This is a genomic window from Neorhizobium sp. T25_13 (genome assembly GCF_002968675.1).
Classification (GTDB): Bacteria; Pseudomonadota; Alphaproteobacteria; order Rhizobiales; family Rhizobiaceae; genus Neorhizobium; species Neorhizobium tomejilense.
In genome coordinates this window covers 552,151-570,251 of the sequence record NZ_PVBI01000002.1, presented here as the reverse complement: position 1 = coordinate 570,251, position 18,101 = coordinate 552,151, and the positions used below count along the sequence as shown (strand labels likewise).

Genomic DNA, 18,101 nt, shown 5'->3' with positions numbered 1-18,101 from the left:
CCCGATGCGTTTCGATCCGCCGCTGGTGCCTGCGACCCTCCTGCAACGCTACAAGCGTTTCCTGTTCGACGCCGTGCTGGAGGACGGCACGCCGTTTACCGGCTCCTGCCCCAACACCGGTTCGATGCGAGGGCTGACGACGCCGGGCTCGAAAATCTGGGTATCGCTGCATGACAGCCCCACCCGCAAATACCGGCACATGTTCGAGATGGTCGAGGTGGACGGCGAGCGCGTCGGCATCAATACCGGCCTGCCGAACCGGCTGACGGAAGAGGCGATCCGCGCCGGGCTGATTCCGAGCCTTGCCGGCTATCGGACGATCCTGCGCGAACAGCGCTACGGCCGCAACTCGCGCATCGACTTCCTGCTTCTGGATGGCGATCTGCCGAATGCTTACGTGGAGGTCAAGAACGTTCATTTCTGCCGCGAACCGGGACTGGCGGAATTTCCCGATACCGTCACCAAACGCGGCGCCAAACATCTGGAAGAGCTGGGCGATATGGCGGAGGCCGGTCACCGGGCGGTGATGATCTACCTCATCCAGCGGCACGACTGCTCGCGCTTCCGTATCTGCGGAGATCTCGACCCATTCTATGCGCTCGCCTTCGAGCGCGCCAAGTCCCGCGGCGTTGAGGCCTATGCCGTGCATTGCCGCGTTTCGCCGGAGGACATAACGCCTGCGGGGCTGATCCCGGTCGAAGATCTCGGCTATCGCCTTTCAGCCGCCTTGTAGACCGCGTCTCGATCTCGCCGGCCGACGGCGACGACCAGTACGACCAGTTGCGTATCTCGAATCTCATAGACGAGGCGATAGCCGATGGACCGCAGCTTAATCTTGTAACGGTTCTTGGATCCATGAAGCTGGGCGGCAGCGACGCGCGGATTTTCGACACGCTCGGTCAACTTCTTCTTGAACTGCTCACGGATGTTCGAGTCGAGCTTGCGCCATTCCTTCAGCGCAACATCCAGAAACGCGAGCTCACAGCTCATCCAGCGTTACCTTGATGACAGTCTCGCCTGCGCGGCTGTCTGCCAGTAGGTTGAGCTCAAGGTCTTCCAACCGGTCCATCATCGCTTCGTAAGCCTTTGCAGGCACGCAGTAGAAGGCGGGCTCGTTGCGATTGAGGATGGCGACGGGGGCTCCGTCTCCTGCTGCGACGGTACCCATGGGGTTGCGCTTCAGTTCGGAAACGCTGGCGGTGACTTCGGCGAGGACGATACTGACCATGGCGGCTCCAGGTGCTCCAATTCGCACCTTATATAGACCTGTTAGAAGCACTTTAAAAGGCTCTCTTTAAATCATCCCGTTCGGATTGTCGGGAAGAAAAGCGCTGAAATCTCCGATCGCCATGGACGAACCGGGGCCGGCTGCTTTATGAACGGAGAGATTGCGAGAGAAGAACCATGGTCAACTATATCGAGGCGGTTTCCGCCCCCCTGAAGAATACGGGTGCGATCCGCCTCTATGGTGCGGAGGACTTTGCCGGCATGCGCAAGGCCTGCCTGCTGACCGCGCGCTGCCTCGACGAGCTTGCCTCGATCGTGCAGCCCGGCGTCACCACCAACGCGATAGACCGCTTCGTCTTCGAGTTCGGCATGGACCACGGGGCGCTGCCGGCGACGCTGAACTATCGCGGCTACACGAAATCCTCCTGCACCTCGATCAATCACGTCGTCTGCCACGGCATTCCGGACGACAAGCCTTTGCGGGAAGGCGATATCGTCAATATCGACGTCACCTATATCCTCGACGGCTGGCACGGGGATTCGAGCCGCATGTATCCGGTGGGCGGAATCAAGCGCGCCTCCGAGCGCCTGCTCGAAGTCACCTACGAATGCCTGATGCGCGGCATCGAGGCCGTGCGTCCCGGCGCCCGCACCGGCGCGATCGGCGAGGCGATCCAGACCTATGCGGAAGCGGAACGCTGCTCAGTGGTGCGCGATTTCTGCGGCCATGGCGTCGGCCGGCTTTTCCACGACTCGCCGAACATCCTCCATTACGGCCGCGCCGACGAGGGTCCGGAGATGAAGGAAGGCATGATCTTCACCATCGAGCCGATGATCAATCTCGGCAAGCCGCATGTGAAGGTGCTTTCCGACGGCTGGACGGCGGTGACCCGCGACCGGTCGCTGTCAGCGCAATACGAACATGCGATCGGCGTCACTGCCACCGGCTGCGAGATCTTCACCTTGTCGCCTGGAGGTTTCGACCGACCCGGCCTGCCACCGCTTTCGAGGTAAGGGATGGCCAGCCGCTCCGCTCCTCCACCGGACGAACAGACGTCCTTCATCGAGGACGAGCGCGGCTTTTTCGCCGAACAGCTGACCAAGCCGAAAGCCATCAAGAAACCGGCCTCGATGGACGACGAAGAACCGGGCGCGCATTACCACGGGCACCGCGAGCGCCTCAAAACCAAGTATCGCGAACATGGCGATACCGGACTTGCCGACTATGAAATCCTCGAACTCCTGCTGTTCAGGTCGATCCCGCGCCGCGATACGAAACCGCTTGCCAAGGCGCTGATCGCCCGGTTCGGAACGCTTGCCGGAGTAATGGGGGCGCCGCTCGGATTGCTGCAGGAGGTCAAGGGTGTCGGCGAGGCGGTGGCGCTCGACCTGAAGCTCGTCGCGACCGTCGGTCACCGGATGCTGAAAAGCGAATTGCGGGGCAAGCAGGTCCTGTCCTCCTGGTCTTCGGTCATCGACTATTGCCATGCGATCATGGCCTACGAGCCACGCGAGCAGTTCCGCATCCTCTTCCTCGACAAGCGGAATGCGCTGATCGCCGACGAGGTGCAGGGCCGTGGTACCGTCGACCATACGCCGGTCTATCCGCGCGAAGTCGTGCGCCGGGCGCTCGAACTGTCGGCGACCGCGATCATCCTCGTCCACAACCATCCGAGCGGCGATCCGACGCCATCGCGCGCCGATATCGACATGACGAAGACGATCGTCGACACCGCAAAACCCTTGGGTATCACGGTGCACGACCACATCATCATCGGCAAGGACGGGCATGTCAGCCTGAAGGGACTGAGGCTGATCTGAGTTCTCAGGCAGCGAAATAGGCTTCCCGGTCCAGATCCGCGATCAGTCCCAAACGGGTAGGTTGCCATCCCAGTTGTTCCCGGGTCCAGCCGCTCGAAGCCCGGTTGTCGATTTGCGCAAAATGCGCGAACCAGCCGAAATGCTCGGCCGCCTCGTCTGGAGATTTTGCGACGACCGGCAGGTTCAGCCGTTTTCCGATCACGCCTGCGATCTCGCGGAAGGGAATGCCTTCCTCCGCAACGGCATGATATCTCGCGCCAGCGACGCCCTTTTCCAGCACGAGCCTGTAGAGACGGGCAGCATCAAATCGATGCACCGCGGGCCACTGGTTGCTCCCATCTCCAATATAGGCCGCAGCGCCTTTCTGACGGGCCATGTTGATGAGAATCGGGACGAAGCCGTGGTCGCCGTCGCCATGCACCGAAAGCGGAAGCCGGATGATCGATACGCGCGGACCCCAGGTCACCGAAAGTGCAGTCTGTTCCGAGACGCGCGGAACCGAGGAGCCATAGGCCGGCGGCGTCTCTTCGCTTGCCAACTGGCCCGGCGACAGGAGACCGGTGCCGGAGGTGACGATCAGGGGGCGGTCGGTGCCAGCCAGAGCCCCGCCGAGTGCTTCGATGGCGCGCCGGTCGATCTCGCAATTTTCCTTGAATTTCGAAAAATCGTGGATGAAGCCGGTATGGATGACGGCGTCGCAGCGGCCAGCTCCGGCCTTCAGGCTTTCCAGATCCTCCAGGTTGCCGCGATGGACCTCGCCGCCTGCAGCCGTCAGTGCCTCGGCAGAAGCGTCCGAACGGGCAAGGCCCAGGACCTGATGGCCTGCCTCGATCAGTTCCTTGACGACGGCGGAGCCGACGAACCCCGTCGCGCCGGTTACGAAAACACGCATGAATAGTCCTCTTCAGTTGTCTGACGAGGCTGTGATAGGGTTTTCCGGATCGCGAAAAAGTCGTGACGACTTACCGGTATAGGTACTAACAGGCTGAGCATGCCGACGATTGAGGACGAAAACCTTCTCGGAAACTATCTGAAGGACCGCCGGGCAAAATTGAGCCCGGCCGCCTTCGGAATACCCTCGACACGCCGGCGCACGCCCGGCCTTCGGCGCGAGGAAGTGGCACAGCGCGCCAATGTCAGCGCCACCTGGTACACCTGGCTCGAACAGGGCCGCGGCGGCGCGCCCTCCGCCGATGTGCTCGACCGGCTCGCCAAGGCCCTGTCGCTGAACGACGCCGAGCGCGAGCACCTTTTCCTGCTGGCGCAGCACCGGCCGCCCGAAATGCGCTTCCGATCTTTCGAGCCTGTCACTCCGCAGCTTCAGCGCGTGCTCGATTCGCTGGTCTACAGCCCAGCCGTCGTGCGCACGCCGCTCTGGGACGTCATCGCCTGGAACGACGCGGCAGCGGTGGTGATGACCGACTATGCCACCCTGCCGCCGGAAGAACGCAACATTCTGAAGCTGATCTTCCTCAACGACCGCGTCCGGGGGCATATGGTCAACTGGGAACGTGACGCGCGTTCTGCCGTCGCCGCCTTCCGTGCGGAAGCGGCCCGCATCGGCGCGTCGGAGGCGGTGCAGGCACTGGTCGGCGAACTCGGCAACGCAAGCGCCGAGTTCCAAGCCATCTGGCGGGACTACGATGTCCAAAGCTATGGCGAGGGCCTCAAGCACTTCCGTCACGAGACGGCTGGCGATCTCATGCTCGAATATTCATCCTTCGCAGTCGACGGCCGACCGGACCTCGGCCTCGTCATCTTCAATCCGGTCACGGCGGACGATACTGAGCGGATCAGGGCGCTCGTCGAGAGCCGCAGGACAGCCGCCTGAGCGCCGGCCCTCATGCCACCTGCACCAAGTGGCCTTCGGAAACCTCGCGGTACTGGCGGGCCGGCGGCTGGAAACCCATCGGACGGACCGGGCTCTTCAACTCGTCGTTGGAAATGCCCCGGCGGATGCCTCGGCGGGCCGGGTCCGGCACCGGAACGGCGGCCATCAGCTTTTTCGTATAGGGATGCTGCGGGTTGTCGAACACCGCGGCGCGCGGGCCGATCTCGACGATCTCACCGAGATACATGACCGCTACCCGATGGCTGACCCGTTCGACGACCGCCATGTCGTGGCTGATGAACAGGAATGCGAGGTTCAGGCTCTGCTGCAGGTCGAGGAGCAGGTTGCAGACCTGTGCCTTGATCGAGACGTCGAGTGCCGAAACGCTTTCGTCGGCGACGATCACCTTCGGATCGAGCGACAGGGCGCGGGCAATGGCGATGCGCTGGCGCTGGCCGCCGGAAAATTCGTGCGGATAACGGCCTGCCATGTCGGGCGACAGGCCCACCTTGCGGAGCAGGTCGGCGGTCTTTTCCCTGGCGTCCTTGGCGTTGCCGAGCTTGTGCTTGACGAAGGGCTCGGAGATTGCGGCGCCGACGGTCATGCGCGGATTGAGCGACGAGAACGGATCCTGGAAGATCATCTGGATGGTCTTGCGCATGTCGCGCAGGCCCGTCTGGTCGAGGCGCAGGACGTCGTAGCCATCGAGCGCCACGTCGCCGCTGGTGGGCTCGATCAGCCGCATGATCGAGCGGCCGGTCGTCGACTTGCCGCAACCCGATTCACCGACCAGTGACAAGGTCTCGCCCTGGAAGAGATCGAAGGAAATGTTCTCGACAGCGTGGACGGAACCCGTCTGCGTCGCAAAGAGGCCGGAGCGGACGGCGAAGCGGGTGACGAGGTTCTTGACGGCCAGTACCGGGGTTTTTCGGGTATCGACGGTGCCGGTGACTTCCTTGGGCTCGGCGGTCTCGCCGGTGATGATATCGACGACCGGGAAACGGGTCGGCCATTTGCGGTCCTGCATCGAGCCGAGCCGCGGCACGGCGGAGAGAAGCGCCCGCGTATACGGGTGCTTGCCGCGATGGAAGATCTCCTCGGTCGGGCCGCTTTCGACAGCCTCGCCGCGATACATGACGATGGTGCGGTCGGCGATCTCGGCGACGACGCCCATGTCATGGGTAATGAAGAGCACCGACATGCCCTCCTCTTCCTGCAATACCTTGATCAGGTCGAGGATCTGTCCCTGGATGGTGACATCAAGCGCGGTGGTCGGTTCGTCGGCGATCAGTAGCCTCGGCTTCGACGCCAAGGCCATCGCGATCATCACGCGCTGGCGCATGCCGCCAGAGAACTGGTGCGGGTAGTCGTCGAACCGGGCGCCGGCGTTCGGGATGCGGACCTTTTCGAGCAGCCGCACTGTTTCGGCGCGCGCCTGCGATTTCGACAGTCCCCTGTGGCGCGTCAGCACTTCCGAGATTTGCCGCCCGATCGTGAAGATCGGGTTGAGCGAAGTCATCGGCTCCTGGAAAATCATCGAGGCGTCGTTGCCGCGCACGCCCCGCATCTCCTTTTCGGAGATCGACAGGAGATCCCGCCCGGAGAGCAGGATGCTGCCCTCGATCTTGCTCGTGTTGGCCGCAAGCAGCCGCATGATCGACAGCGAGGTGACGCTCTTGCCGGAGCCGCTTTCGCCGACGATCGCGACCGTCTCACCGGGATATACGTCGAAGGAGACGTCGCGGACGACGCTTTTCCATTCGCCGTCGACGAGGAAGGATGTCGTCAGGTTCCTGACGGAAAGAACAGGTGTCTCGGTCATTGGGGCTTCCGTCTTGGGGGCTTCCGTCATTGGGGCTTCCAGGGAGTGGCAAAGGAGGCCGAGGCGCGGCCTTCCGCTTCGCGGGCGGCTTCCAGCTCGGCGATCTTCTGGTCGATGACCCGTCGGTCGATCATGCCGTGCGGGTTTTCGCGGGTCGGCATGGTTTCGGCGACATGCAGGAACCGTTCCTGCGCCACCGCGTAGAGCCGGCGCAGTTCGCCGAGCGGATCGGCGTGATCGTCGGCATTGATGCGTAGCCAGGGGTAATCCTGGTCGCGATAGAGAACCATGGCGGCAGACTGCTTGCCGCGCTTGTCGCCGCCGGCGGCCTCTCCGGCATCCATGGCGGCGAGCAGGCGTTCGGCGAGCGGCGCGCCTTCGGCCGCCTTTTGCCTGTAGACCCGCAGCGTCTCGGCGATCACCTGCGGCCCGGCCAGCATGTTGCCGGCAACGGAGACGTTGTCATCGACCAGATGGCCTGCCCAGTCGATGCAGATTTCGCCGGTATAGGCGGCGTTGCGGCCGTTGGCATCGATCAGGTGGAACTGGCGCTGGCGGCAACCGTCATCGCGCGCCGTCAGCACCTCGATGATCTCCTGCGGGCTCTTGCCCTCTTCCAGCAGCTTCAGTCCGTCCGTGCCGTAGAGCGGGCTGACGAAGGCCTGGGTGGCGACGGCGCCTACCCTGCCCTTGATGTGGGGCACTGCGGCGCCGACCGCGAAGAAGCGGCTGGCAACCGAGATTCCGAAGTGACCCGTTTCAGGATCGCGTGCGACGATGGACCAGGTCATGGCTATCTCCCGACCGCATAGGCCTGCATCAGGCGCGGCGTTGCCGCCGCCCGCAGCAATCCGTCGGCGTCGCGGCGGGCCGCGGTCAGGCGGCCGACGCTCCAGGGATCCGCCACCGTGATCTGGTGGCCGCGACTGCGCAGCTCGGCGAGCACGTCGGCACCGATATTGCTTTCCACCATGATGTTCCCAGGCTGGCTGGTGCGCGGATAGAAGGAGCCGGGGAAATGCGTGGTGTGGAACAGCGGCATGTCGATCGCCGCCTGCAGGTTCGGCTTGTGGTGGACATAACGCAGGAAGAAAGGCAGTTGCCACTGGTCCTGCTGGTCGCCGCCGGGCGTGCCGAACACCAAGGTCGGGCGGCCCCGATGCAGGGCCAGCGACGGGGTGAGCGTCGTGCGTGGACGTTTTCCCGGTTCCAGCGAGGTCGGCAGGCCGGGCTTCAGCCAGAACATCTGCGCGCGGGAGTTCAGCGCGAAACCGAGGCCGGGCACGATCGGCGAGGATTGCAGCCAGCCGCCCGACGGCGTGGTCGAGACCATGTTGCCCCAGCGGTCGATGACGTCGATATGCACCGTGTCGCCGCGCTTTTCGGTGAGATGCGACATGGTCGGCTCGTAAACCGCACCCTTGCCGCTCACTTCCGCCAGCATGCCCATGGTGAGGTCGAACTGGTGGTCGTAACCGGGCACGCGGCCTGGCCGCAATTCGAGCGAAGCCTGGCTGCCGATCAGCTTGCGGCGCTCGGCATTGTAGCCTTCCGAGAGCAGGTATTCGGTCGGGATCTGGGCAAAATCCGGGTCGCCGTAATAGACTTCGCGGTCGGCGAAGGCGAGCTTCATGGCCTCGACGACGACATGCACGAAATCCGGTCCGGCCGGATCCATCGCCGAGAGGTCAAAGCCCTTCAGCAGCGCCAGGGACTGCAGGAGCACCGGCCCCTGCCCCCAGGCCGGCGTCTTGGCAACGGTCCAGTCGTGATAGTCGTAGGTCTGCGGCGCCTCGACGGTCGCCTGCCAGTTGGCCATGTCGTCGGCGGTCAGCACACCCTTGTGGCGGGAGCCGCTCGCATCCATGACTTCCGCCGTCGAGACGTAGCGGTCGATCGCCTCGGCCACGAAGCCGCGGTAGAAGGCGTCCCGGGCCGCCTCGATCTGGTTGTCGCGGCCGGTCTTGGCTTCAGCCTCGGCGATGAGACGCTTCCATGTCTCGGCCAGAACCGGGTTCTTGAAATTGCTCTGCGCTTCGGGTGCCACGCCGCCCGGAAGCCAGGTCGCGTAGGATGTCGGCCACTCGGTCTCGAAGAAGTTCGCCAGCCCCTTGATGGTGGCGGAAACGCGGGCGAGCATCGGGTGGCCGTGCTCGGCGTAATAGATCGCCGGCTCGAGCACGTCGCGCACGCTCATCGTGCCGTAGTCGCGCAGCATCAACATCCAGCCGTCAAAGGCGCCGGGGATGACGGTCGCCAGCAGCCCGTCGCCGGGGATCAGCTTCAGGCCTTCCGACGTATAGTGCTCGATCGTCGCGCCGGCCGGTGCAGGTCCCTGGGCGCAGATGACTTCGACCTTGTCCTTCTTCTTCGAATAGAAGATGGCCGGCATGTCGCCGCCCGGGCCGCAGAGATGCGGCTCGACGATCTGCAGCACGAAGCCGGTCGCGACGGCCGCATCGAAGGCATTGCCACCTTTTTCGAGGATCGCCATGCCGACGGCCGAGGCGATCCAGTGGGTCGAGGTGACGACCCCGAACGTGCCGAGGATTTCCGGCCGTGTGGTGAACTCAGTCATTGTGTTGGTCCTTTCAAATCATGCTTGGCGCGGCCGTCATGCCTCGCGGGGATCCAGCGCATCGCGCAAGCCATCGCCGAGGAGATTGAAGCCGATGACGACGAGGAAGATCGCCGCGCCAGGCCACATCGCCATCCAGGGCGCCTGGCTCAGGAAGTTCTTGGCGACGTTCAGCATCGAGCCCCAGGAGGGGGCTGGCGGCTGCTGGCCGAGGCCGAGGAAGGAAAGGCTCGCCTCGGCGATGATCGCGGTTGCGATCGTCAGCGTCGCCTGGACGATGATCGGGGCGAAAACGTTGGGCAGGATGTAGCGGGTCATGATTTCGAAGTGGTTCAGGCCAACGGCGCGTGCGCCTTCGACATAATCCTCCGTCTTGACCGCCAGGACCTGACCGCGGGTCAGCCGCACGAAGATCGGCATGGCGGACAGGCCGATGGCGATCATCGCGTTCATCAGGCTCGGGCCAAGAAATGCCGCCAGCGCGATCGCCATGATCAGGAAAGGCATGGCGAGCAGAGCCTCCGTGATCCGCGAGATCACCATATCCACCCAGCCGCCGAAATAACCCGAGATCAGGCCGAAGGGCACGCCGATGCCGACCGCAATGGCGACCGAGAACACCCCCGCCATCAGCGATGCCTGGGCGCCCCAGATCATCCGCGAAAGAATGTCGCGGCCAAGATCGTCGGTGCCGAGCCAGTACAGGGCTGACGGCGCCTTACGGATCGCCGTCCAGCTCGTCGCGACGGGATCGATGATCGGCAGGATCGGGGCGCTGGCCGCGAGGATTGCGAAGAACAGGACGATGACGGCGCCGACCAGCGCGCTCCTGTTCTTCTTCATCTTTCGCCAGGCGCGGCTCTTGTCGCGCTTGGCTGCCGCAACCGGCGGCGCTTGGTCGATCGTGGTCATAGGGTGGCCCTCAGACGCGGATTGAGGAGGACGTAAAGCACGTCGGCGATGAGGTTCATCAGGATGAAGCCGACTGCCGTGCACAGCACGACGCCCTGCACCACCGCATAGTCGCGGTTGAAGACGGCATCGACGATGAGCTTGCCGAAGCCCGGGATGGTGAAGATCTGCTCGGTCAGCACCGCACCGGCGAGCAGCTCCCCGAACAGCAGCGCCGACAGCGTCACGACCGGCAGGAGCGCATTGCGGAAACTGTGGCTGAGCACCACTTCGCGCGGCGACAGGCCCTTGGCACGGGCAGTGCGGATATAGTCGGCGCTGAGCACGCCGATCATCGCCGAGCGGGTATGGCGCATCAGCGTCGCCGCCAGCGCATTGCCGAGCACGAAGGCCGGCATGACCATGGTCTGCAGGGACCGGACGGGATCGACGAAGATCGACTCGAAGCCGGAAGCCGGCAGCCAGCCGAGCTGCACCGAGATCAACAGGATGAGCATGATGCCGAGCCAGAAATTCGGGATCGACAGGCCGGTCAGCGCCAGCACATTGGCGATGTAGTCGATGAACGTGTTCTTCTTGACCGCCGCCAGGATGCCGATCGGAATGCCGATCACCATCGCGAAGAACATCGCCATGACGGCAAGCTGGATCGTCACCGGCAGCTTCTGGAGGATCAGTTCCAGGACCGGCTGGTTGGTGCGCAGCGAGATGCCGAAGTCGCCGGTCAGCACGCCACCGAGCCAATAGAAATATTGCACCACGACCGGATCGTTCAGCCGGTATTTGTCGCGCAGGAATTCGATGACCGCAGGGTCACGCTCCTCGCCGGCCATCGCCAGAATGGGATCGCCGGGCAGCAGTTTCTGCAGTGAAAAGACAAAAATGGAGATGATCAGCAAGGTCGGGATGGCGACCAGCAGACGCTTTCCGATGTAGACAGGCATGACGCCGTCCCCCGTTGAGCAACATTGTTACGAAGCGATGCGGAAAAGTGCCGCATGGGTTCACTCCCATGCGGCACGGGAGGCTTAGCCCTTCTTGACGCCTTGCAGGCGGATCATGCCGTCCGGACTGGCCACGAAACCGGTAATGGTCTTCTTGTAAGCCCAGATCCACGACTGATGGCCGAGATAGATGACCGGCATGTCTTCGTTGAGGATCACGGAAGCTGCGTCGTATTTCTGCTTGCGGACCGCATCATCGGTCGAGGCGCGTGCTTCGTTGAGCAGCTTGTCGACGTCCGGGTTGCAGTATTTCACGTCGTTGATGCCGCCCTTGCAGCTGATGAACTGATGGATATTGCCATCAGGATCGACCCGGCCGGACCAGTCGGAGCGGCTGAGCTGAAAGTTGCCGCGGGTCTGCTCTTCGAGCAGGGTGGCGAACTCGGTCGACTTCAGGCTGACGTCGAAACCGGCTTCGGCAACCATCGACTGCAGAATCTGCATCATCTGCTGGGCGACCGGGTTGTTCGGGATCTGCAGCTCGACCGGGACACGGTCGAAGCCGGCGGCCTTGATCAGAGCCTTGGCCTTTGCGACGTCGCGGGCCGGAACCGGGATTGCCTTGTTGAACCACGGGCTGTTCGGCGGGAACGGCTGATTGCCGCCGACGGCGGTGCCTTCGTAGACGATCTGGTTCATGGCGTCGCGGTCGATCGCCAGCGAGAAGGCCTGGCGCAGGCGCTTGTCCTTGCCGAACGGGTTGTCGGCGCGCGGACCGTTGCCGACATTGGCGTAAAGAGCCATGTACCCGATGTTGACGGTCGCGTCGAACTTTAGGCCCGAATTGCCCTTGACGGCAGCAACGTCGGTCGGCGCCAGGCGTTCGATGAAGTCGAGGTCGCCCGACTGCAGATTGGCGAGGCGCACGGTCGTATCCGGGATCGGCAGGTAGGTGACCTTGTCGACGAAGATCTTGTCCTTGGCCCAGTAATCCTTGAACTTTTCGAGCACGATGCGGTCCTGCTGGACGCGCTCGACAAACTTGAACGGGCCGGCGCAGACCGGCTTGGAGCCGAAATTGGCGCCGAGCGCCTTGGCGGCGGTCGGGGAAACGATCATGCCGGCGCGGTCGGAGAGCTGAGCGAGCAGCGTCACGTCCGGGGACTTCAGGGTGAACTTGACTTCCAGCGGCCCGGTCGCCTCGACCTTGGCGACGGAGGTCAGCTCGCTCTTGCGGCGCGATTCCGGCAGGGTCATGTTGCGTTCGATCGTGGCAACCACGGCGGCGGCATCGAGCGGGGTGTCGTCGTGGAACTTGACGCCCTCGCGGATCTTCATCGTCAGCTCCTTGCCGTCGGCGGACCATTTCCACTCGGTGGCGAGCTGCGGGACGATCTTCAGGTCAGGCGAAACGTCGACCAGCTTATCGCACATGGCGGTATAGACGATACGTCCGACGAAGGTGCGGGACTGGGCGGGATCGAGAACGTCGGCATCGTCCTGCAGGCCGATGCGCAAATCGACCGCAAGCGCCGGAAAGGCGAAAAGCGCGCCGGCCAGCAGCGCGGTCGTAAGCTTGGTAAGTCGCATCATGATGAACATTCCTCTCTTGTTTTTAGGTTCCTGTTTTTAGTCTTGGCCGGTTTCCGGCTTCTGGTGGTGGGCCGCGTGATGGCCATTCAGCTTGCTTCGCTGAGCGATCCCTGTTCCACGGAGCCAAGGGACGTCGCTCGGATGAGCCGTTCCTGAAGCATCAGCAGGTGTTCGCGCATCGCCTCCCCGGCCTGGACCGGATCACGCGCGGCGATCGCCTCGATGATGGTCTTGTGCTGGGCAAACGAGATGTTGACCGCATTGCCGCTGGAGCGGGCGCGCTCGCGGATCGCCCGCCATGCCTCGTCCTGGCGGACGCGATTGATGACGTCGAAAATCGACAGGAAAAGCTGGTTGCCGGCGCTCTGGGCGATCAGCCGGTGCAGCGTTCCATCCCACAGTTCGCGGGCGTCGGCATCGCTGCTCTCGATGATCTTCGAGGCGATCTCGTACATCTTGGCGATATCCGCCGGCTTGGCGCGCATGGCCGCGAGCTGGGCGAGCTGCGGCTCGATCCTCAAACGGACTTCCATGATCTCCATGAAATCCGTGCCGGCGACGATCGCGCCCACATGGTTGCTCCACTCGCTCGGCCTTTCGCCGATAAACGTGCCCGAGCCCTGGCGACGCCAGATAAGACCTTCGGATTCGAGCACCTCGAGTGCACGTCGCACCGCGCGCCGGCTGATGCCGAGCATGTCGGTCAAAGCCCGTTCGGTCGGCAGGCGGCCCTCAGAACCGAATTCTCCCGCCCTTAAAAGCTCCCTCAGGCGATCCAGCGCATAGCTCGAATTGTCATGAGCCTCGCCGGCTTTATCCTGTACCATTTATCGTACCAATTTCTGATTGGTCCGAATGGACGGCATTTCCGGACCTCCGTCAAGTTAATTTTTCAGCAATTCTTGCAGTGCACAAAATTGATGCATACAGATTGAAATCAAGGCTTGGACGAGCCGCAATCAAAACTTTAGAATAGGTGACTACAAAGGGATTCGTAAGCGCTGCCGCATTGCGGCAGCCGTCAGATTCGGAGCGGAGCATCCCATGAACCAATACGACCTCATCGTCGTCGGCAGCGGACCGGCCGGTCGCCGCGCGGCCATCCAGGCAGCCAAGCTCGACAAGAAGGTTCTGGTCGTCGAACAGGGCAAGCGGGTCGGTGGCGTTTCGGTCCATACGGGCACGATCCCGTCGAAGACGCTGCGCGAAACGGCGCTCAACCTGTCCGGCTGGCGCGAGCGCGGCTTCTACGGCAAAGCCTACCGGGTCAAGCAGGAAATCAGTGCGGAGGATCTGCGTCGCCGCCTGCTGATCACGCTCGACCATGAGGTCGAAGTGCTGGAACACCAGTTCGCCCGCAATCGCGTCCAGAGCATCCGTGGCAAGGCGACTTTCGTCACGCCCGACACGATGGCAATCGCCAAGGACGACGGCGACGTCATGCACGTCATGGGCAAGTCGATCCTGCTCGCGGTCGGCACCAAGCCTTTCCGCCCCGACTACATGCCATTCGACAGCAAGACGGTTCTCGACAGCGACGAGCTGCTCGAAATCGAGCAACTCCCCCGTTCGATGGTGGTCATCGGCGCCGGGGTTATCGGCATCGAATATGCGACGATCTTCAGTGCACTGGATGCTGCCGTGACCGTTATCGACCCGAAGCCGACCATGCTCGACTTCATCGACAAGGAAATCGTCGAAGACTTCACCTACCAGCTGCGCGACCGCAACATGAAACTGCTGCTCGGCCAGAAGGCGGACAAGGTGGAGCGCCTGCCGGACGGCAAGGTTCTGGTGCACGTCGACAGCGGCCGCCAGATCATTACCGACATGGTGCTGTTCGCCGCCGGCCGCATGGGCGCCACCGATACGCTGAACCTCGCAGCAGCGGGGCTCGAAGCCGACAGCCGCGGTCGCCTCAAGGTCAATCCGGAAACCTTCGAGACCTCCGTTCCCAACATCTACGCCGCCGGCGACGTCGTCGGGTTTCCGAGCCTTGCTTCGACCTCGATGGAACAGGGTCGCGTCGCGGCGCGCGTCGCCGTCGGCGCGATCGCCAAGGAGCCGCAGAAATATTTCCCCTACGGCATCTATGCCGTGCCGGAAATCTCCACCTGCGGCCTCACCGAAGAGGAAATGAAGGAGCGCGGCATTCCTTATGAATGCGGCATCGCCCGCTTCCGCGAGACCTCGCGCGGCCACATCATGGGCCTCGATACCGGCCTCCTGAAGCTGATCTTCTCGCTGAAGACCCGCCGCCTGCTCGGCGTCCACATCGTCGGCGAAGGTGCGACCGAACTTGTCCACATCGGCCAGGCGGTCCTGAACCTTAAAGGCACCGTCGAATATTTCGTCGAGAACACGTTCAACTACCCGACGCTTGCCGAAGCCTACAAGATCGCCGGCCTCGACGCCTGGAACCGCATGGGCGAAGGCCCGAAGGAAGCGCCTGTCGCAACCTCCCAGTCCACGGACACGACCGCGACCACCACGGAACCTGCCAGCGAGAAGAAAAAAGCCGCCTCCAAGTGAGGCGGTAATTCTCGCTAAACTATCCGATCAAACGAAAAAAGCCGCCCCGAAAGGCGGCTTTTCTTTTGTGTCGCAGAACCGCCCCGAAGGGCAATTCATCAACGCGAGTAGAATTCGACGACCAGCTGCGGTTCCATGATGACGGCGTAAGGAACGTCGCTCAGGCCAGGAATGCGGGCGAAGGTGGCAACCATCTTGTTGTGGTCGGCTTCAATATAGTCCGGAACGTCGCGTTCAGCGAGCGAAACGGCTTCGAGAACCGTGACGAGCTGCTTCGACTTCTGGCGGACTTCGATGACGTCGCCGGCCTTGCAACGGTAGGAACCGATGTTGACGCGAACGCCGTTGACGGTGACGTGGCCATGGTTGACGAACTGGCGGGCAGCAAAGACCGTCGGAACGAACTTGGCGCGGTAGACGATCGCGTCGAGGCGCGATTCGAGCAGACCGATCAGGTTTTCCGAAGTGTCGCCCTTGCGGCGGTTGGCTTCGTCATAGATGGAGCGGAACTGCTTTTCGCGCAGATCACCGTAGTAGCCCTTGAGCTTCTGCTTGGCGCGCAGCTGCACGCCGAAGTCGGAAAGCTTGCCCTTGCGGCGCTGGCCGTGCTGGCCAGGGCCGTATTCGCGGCGGTTCACCGGGGACTTCGGACGGCCCCAGATGTTTTCGCCCATACGGCGGTCGATCTTGTATTTGGACGATTCGCGCTTGCTCATCGTATTTCCTTATCAAACGGTTACACCGACTTGTTGCCAAGCCGGATCAAGGAAACACGCCCTCCTCTGAGCCCTGATTTAAGAGCTCTGACAGGTCTCTCACGAAAGCGTTCGGAGAAAACCACGGGACATGTCAGTGAAACACCGGGTCTTTCGGCCCGGCGTTGGCGCGGTGTTTAGGCGGATGTCACAGGAATGTCAACTGCACCGGTCTCTTAACCTTTCGGCAAGGCTGTCTGCAGGCTTTTTTGACGGAACAGGGGGTTCGTACCATCTTAAGGGAAGGAGGTGTCGTGTCATGAAATCGAAACTCTGGAGCAGCCCGATCAGGATCGAAAATCCCGAAACCGGCATGGTCCGCACGGTCAAGACGGTACGCGAGGCGAAAACAGTCCTCGATCGCTTCTGGCCGGCCTATCACGGCAGCCAGCATCATCTGGCGGAACAGGTTTGCGACGAAGCGTTAAAGGGAAAGTCGAGGCCTTCGGAGGCCCGGCGCGCCTTTATCGCCGCGGCTGTGGAAGCGCATTTTCACATCCACTGACCGCTTATTCGGCAGCGGCCCTCGCCTCGCCCTCATCCGGCGCGTCGGCGCTGCCCGGCGCGGTTTCGGCTTGGAGATCCGGGAAAGCAACAATGCGTTTGCCCGAAAAGTCCGCATGCACGACAATCAGGCCCTGTTCTTCGAAATAACCGAGCAGGCGACGTGCGCGACGCGCCGAGTGGGTGCCGTAGGCCCGGGCGATCCGCGCATCCGAGGGACATGGTTCGCCAGATATCGCCGCCTTCGCCATCAGCAGGAAAACGCCCTGCAGGTCATCCGAAACGCCGGATGACAGCGACAGCGCCGTTCCCCAGGCCTCGCTGGAAGCGGTTTCCTCGTCGACCCCCGAGCGGGCGATCGCCGTGCGGCGGCGGAATTCACTGAGCGAGAGCGGCGGACCCTGCAGGCGCCGCATCCGGGCGCGCACCAGAAAATCCTGATATAGGACGGAATCCGTCCGGTAGGCGGATTGCGGATCGTCGAGAATTTCCGACAGCACGGCGGACAGCCGTTCTTCGCGCTCTTCGGCGGACAATTCCGGCTGGGCGACACGCGGCTCCTGCGGCGCAGCCACGGCGGCGGGTGTCGAGCGCGACAATTCGGCCAGGATATCCGTCGTCGGCCGCGGCGCCGGCGGGGCACGCCGGACCATCGGCCGGGTGAATTCTTCCGGATCCGGCGTGAAGATCAGGTCCTCGACATCCTGCGGTGCATCCGGCAGCGGCATCAGCTTCGGGCTGGAAGAGCGCGCCGACGTCTCGACCGTGCCGATGACGATCGGCAACGGACGGCGCGACAGAGCCGGGCCGAGGGCGACGAAATTGCCGCGCTTCAGATCACGGAACATTTCCGCCTGGCGGCGGTCCATGCCGAGCAGATCGGCGGCGCGGGCCATGTCGATATCGAGGAAGGTGCGGCCCATCAGGAAGTTCGAGGCTTCCGCGGCGACGTTCTTGGCGAGCTTTGCGAGCCGCTGGGTCGCGATGACGCCGGCAAGGCCACGCTTTCGGCCACGGCACATCAGGTTGGTCATGGCACCCAGCGAGAGCTTTCTGGCGTCTTCCGACACATCTCCGCCGACCGACGGCGCGAACATCTGCGCCTCGTCGACGACGACCAGGACCGGATACCAGTATTCGCGGTCGGCATCGAACATGCCGTTCAGGAAGGCGGCGGCGGCGCGCATCTGCTCTTCGAGATCGAGGCCTTCGAGCGTCAGGACGCAGGAGACGCGATTCTTGCGGATACGGTTGGCGATGCCGGCAAGCTCGGCCTCGCTGCGCTCGCCATCGACCACCACATGGCCGAATTTTTCAGACAAAGTGACGAAATCGCCTTCCGGATCAATCACCACCTGCTGCACCCAGGGCGCGGACTGTTCCAGCAGGCGGCGCAGGAGATGCGACTTGCCGGAGCCAGAATTTCCCTGCACGAGCAGACGGGTCGCCAGAAGCTCCTCGATATCGAGCTTGGCCGGATCGCCCCCGGACACAATTCCCATATCGATGCCGACCTGCAATGCACTTACCTCGTATGCTGTCTCTTCGCGGTGACCGTTAGAAGCCGCGACTCCGGAACTCT

General features: G+C 63.0%; 18 protein-coding genes. 6 read left to right on the top strand and 12 right to left on the bottom strand.

Translation table 11 applies throughout. The features are described from left to right. Positions 1-4: 4 nt before the first annotated feature. Positions 5-733: a DNA/RNA nuclease SfsA gene (sfsA, locus tag C5J22_RS06365; RefSeq protein ID WP_105437569.1), complete on the top strand. Its 729-nt coding sequence runs from the start codon at positions 5-7 to the stop codon at positions 731-733. On the opposite strand, the gene C5J22_RS06360 is transcribed toward sfsA, so the two are convergent. Both C5J22_RS06360 and C5J22_RS06355 read right to left on the bottom strand, forming a co-directional pair. Continuing rightward, complete coding sequence (locus C5J22_RS06360; RefSeq protein ID WP_105437568.1) at positions 709-990, bottom strand: type II toxin-antitoxin system RelE/ParE family toxin; 282 nt, start codon at positions 988-990, stop codon at positions 709-711. The genes sfsA and C5J22_RS06360 overlap by 25 nt on opposite strands. Beyond that, positions 980-1,228: a type II toxin-antitoxin system Phd/YefM family antitoxin gene (locus C5J22_RS06355; protein WP_105429835.1), complete on the bottom strand. Its 249-nt coding sequence runs from the start codon at positions 1,226-1,228 to the stop codon at positions 980-982. Before C5J22_RS06355 ends, C5J22_RS06360 begins: the two co-directional genes overlap by 11 nt. A gap of 176 nt (positions 1,229-1,404) precedes the next feature. Between C5J22_RS06355 and map the strand changes: the two genes are divergently transcribed. After that, positions 1,405-2,241 (top strand): type I methionyl aminopeptidase, encoded by an 837-nt coding sequence (gene map / locus C5J22_RS06350; RefSeq protein WP_046667929.1) that lies wholly within the window; start codon positions 1,405-1,407, stop codon positions 2,239-2,241. Between the two features lie 3 nt (positions 2,242-2,244). Further along, a complete protein-coding gene (gene radC, locus C5J22_RS06345) occupies positions 2,245-3,048 on the top strand; it encodes a DNA repair protein RadC (protein WP_105437567.1) in 804 nt (267 codons plus the stop codon). A 4-nt stretch (positions 3,049-3,052) separates the two neighbouring features. Here the strand turns inward: radC and C5J22_RS06340 are convergent, their stop codons facing one another. Further along, positions 3,053-3,940 (bottom strand): SDR family oxidoreductase, encoded by an 888-nt coding sequence (locus tag C5J22_RS06340; protein ID WP_105437566.1) that lies wholly within the window; start codon positions 3,938-3,940, stop codon positions 3,053-3,055. 99 nt (positions 3,941-4,039) lie between these two features. Between C5J22_RS06340 and C5J22_RS06335 the strand changes: the two genes are divergently transcribed. Then, the gene (locus C5J22_RS06335; RefSeq protein WP_105437565.1) at positions 4,040-4,879 is read left to right on the top strand and encodes a helix-turn-helix transcriptional regulator; all 840 of its coding nucleotides are present in this window, start codon (positions 4,040-4,042) and stop codon (positions 4,877-4,879) included. A 10-nt stretch (positions 4,880-4,889) separates the two neighbouring features. Here the strand turns inward: C5J22_RS06335 and C5J22_RS06330 are convergent, their stop codons facing one another. From C5J22_RS06330 to C5J22_RS06300, 7 genes are all read right to left on the bottom strand, one after another. Beyond that, positions 4,890-6,701: an ABC transporter ATP-binding protein gene (locus tag C5J22_RS06330; RefSeq protein WP_105437666.1), complete on the bottom strand. Its 1,812-nt coding sequence runs from the start codon at positions 6,699-6,701 to the stop codon at positions 4,890-4,892. Positions 6,702-6,727: 26 nt separating this feature from the next. Then, complete coding sequence (locus C5J22_RS06325; RefSeq protein ID WP_105437564.1) at positions 6,728-7,492, bottom strand: DUF1028 domain-containing protein; 765 nt, start codon at positions 7,490-7,492, stop codon at positions 6,728-6,730. Between the two features lie 2 nt (positions 7,493-7,494). Continuing rightward, positions 7,495-9,279 (bottom strand): gamma-glutamyltransferase family protein, encoded by a 1,785-nt coding sequence (locus C5J22_RS06320; RefSeq protein WP_105437563.1) that lies wholly within the window; start codon positions 9,277-9,279, stop codon positions 7,495-7,497. Positions 9,280-9,315: 36 nt separating this feature from the next. Further along, positions 9,316-10,191, bottom strand: coding sequence for an ABC transporter permease (locus tag C5J22_RS06315; RefSeq protein ID WP_105437562.1), 876 nt, complete (start codon positions 10,189-10,191; stop codon positions 9,316-9,318). Continuing rightward, on the bottom strand, positions 10,188-11,135 hold the full coding sequence (locus C5J22_RS06310) for an ABC transporter permease (RefSeq protein WP_105437561.1): 948 nt from the start codon (positions 11,133-11,135) through the stop codon (positions 10,188-10,190). Before C5J22_RS06310 ends, C5J22_RS06315 begins: the two co-directional genes overlap by 4 nt. An 84-nt stretch (positions 11,136-11,219) precedes the next feature. Beyond that, positions 11,220-12,725 carry an ABC transporter substrate-binding protein gene (locus C5J22_RS06305; protein ID WP_105437665.1) on the bottom strand — a complete coding sequence of 502 codons (1,506 nt, stop codon included), beginning with the start codon at positions 12,723-12,725 and terminating at the stop codon, positions 11,220-11,222. Positions 12,726-12,814: 89 nt separating this feature from the next. After that, positions 12,815-13,555: a FadR/GntR family transcriptional regulator gene (locus C5J22_RS06300; protein ID WP_046606239.1), complete on the bottom strand. Its 741-nt coding sequence runs from the start codon at positions 13,553-13,555 to the stop codon at positions 12,815-12,817. Between the two features lie 217 nt (positions 13,556-13,772). Between C5J22_RS06300 and sthA the strand changes: the two genes are divergently transcribed. Continuing rightward, positions 13,773-15,260 carry a Si-specific NAD(P)(+) transhydrogenase gene (gene sthA / locus C5J22_RS06295; RefSeq protein ID WP_172746539.1) on the top strand — a complete coding sequence of 496 codons (1,488 nt, stop codon included), beginning with the start codon at positions 13,773-13,775 and terminating at the stop codon, positions 15,258-15,260. Positions 15,261-15,358: 98 nt separating this feature from the next. Here sthA and rpsD read toward each other — a convergent pair whose 3' ends face one another. Further along, entirely contained in the window at positions 15,359-15,976 is a 618-nt protein-coding gene (rpsD, locus tag C5J22_RS06290) for a 30S ribosomal protein S4 (RefSeq protein WP_105424983.1), read from the bottom strand. Positions 15,977-16,274: 298 nt separating this feature from the next. On the opposite strand from rpsD, the gene C5J22_RS31055 reads away from it, so the two are divergent. After that, positions 16,275-16,520, top strand: a complete 246-nt coding sequence (locus C5J22_RS31055; protein ID WP_046667938.1) for a DUF982 domain-containing protein — start codon at positions 16,275-16,277, stop codon at positions 16,518-16,520. Positions 16,521-16,524: 4 nt separating this feature from the next. On the opposite strand, the gene C5J22_RS06280 is transcribed toward C5J22_RS31055, so the two are convergent. Then, on the bottom strand, positions 16,525-18,039 hold the full coding sequence (locus C5J22_RS06280) for an ATP-binding protein (protein ID WP_105437559.1): 1,515 nt from the start codon (positions 18,037-18,039) through the stop codon (positions 16,525-16,527). Positions 18,040-18,101: the final 62 nt, after the last annotated feature.

Excerpts from the sequence above, each read along its gene's own strand:
- sfsA (WP_105437569.1), top strand. The coding sequence starts at position 5 with ATGCGTTTCGATCCGCCGCTGGTGCCTGCGACCCTCCTGCAACGCTAC.
- C5J22_RS06360 (WP_105437568.1), bottom strand. The coding sequence starts at position 990 with ATGAGCTGTGAGCTCGCGTTTCTGGATGTTGCGCTGAAGGAATGGCGC.
- C5J22_RS06355 (WP_105429835.1), bottom strand. The coding sequence starts at position 1,228 with ATGGTCAGTATCGTCCTCGCCGAAGTCACCGCCAGCGTTTCCGAACTG.
- map (WP_046667929.1), top strand. The coding sequence starts at position 1,405 with ATGGTCAACTATATCGAGGCGGTTTCCGCCCCCCTGAAGAATACGGGT.
- radC (WP_105437567.1), top strand. The coding sequence starts at position 2,245 with ATGGCCAGCCGCTCCGCTCCTCCACCGGACGAACAGACGTCCTTCATC.
- C5J22_RS06340 (WP_105437566.1), bottom strand. The coding sequence starts at position 3,940 with ATGCGTGTTTTCGTAACCGGCGCGACGGGGTTCGTCGGCTCCGCCGTC.
- C5J22_RS06335 (WP_105437565.1), top strand. The coding sequence starts at position 4,040 with ATGCCGACGATTGAGGACGAAAACCTTCTCGGAAACTATCTGAAGGAC.
- C5J22_RS06330 (WP_105437666.1), bottom strand. The coding sequence starts at position 6,701 with ATGACCGAGACACCTGTTCTTTCCGTCAGGAACCTGACGACATCCTTC.
- C5J22_RS06325 (WP_105437564.1), bottom strand. The coding sequence starts at position 7,492 with ATGACCTGGTCCATCGTCGCACGCGATCCTGAAACGGGTCACTTCGGA.
- C5J22_RS06320 (WP_105437563.1), bottom strand. The coding sequence starts at position 9,279 with ATGACTGAGTTCACCACACGGCCGGAAATCCTCGGCACGTTCGGGGTC.
- C5J22_RS06315 (WP_105437562.1), bottom strand. The coding sequence starts at position 10,191 with ATGACCACGATCGACCAAGCGCCGCCGGTTGCGGCAGCCAAGCGCGAC.
- C5J22_RS06310 (WP_105437561.1), bottom strand. The coding sequence starts at position 11,135 with ATGCCTGTCTACATCGGAAAGCGTCTGCTGGTCGCCATCCCGACCTTG.
- C5J22_RS06305 (WP_105437665.1), bottom strand. The coding sequence starts at position 12,725 with ATGCGACTTACCAAGCTTACGACCGCGCTGCTGGCCGGCGCGCTTTTC.
- C5J22_RS06300 (WP_046606239.1), bottom strand. The coding sequence starts at position 13,555 with ATGGTACAGGATAAAGCCGGCGAGGCTCATGACAATTCGAGCTATGCG.
- sthA (WP_172746539.1), top strand. The coding sequence starts at position 13,773 with ATGAACCAATACGACCTCATCGTCGTCGGCAGCGGACCGGCCGGTCGC.
- rpsD (WP_105424983.1), bottom strand. The coding sequence starts at position 15,976 with ATGAGCAAGCGCGAATCGTCCAAATACAAGATCGACCGCCGTATGGGC.
- C5J22_RS31055 (WP_046667938.1), top strand. The coding sequence starts at position 16,275 with ATGAAATCGAAACTCTGGAGCAGCCCGATCAGGATCGAAAATCCCGAA.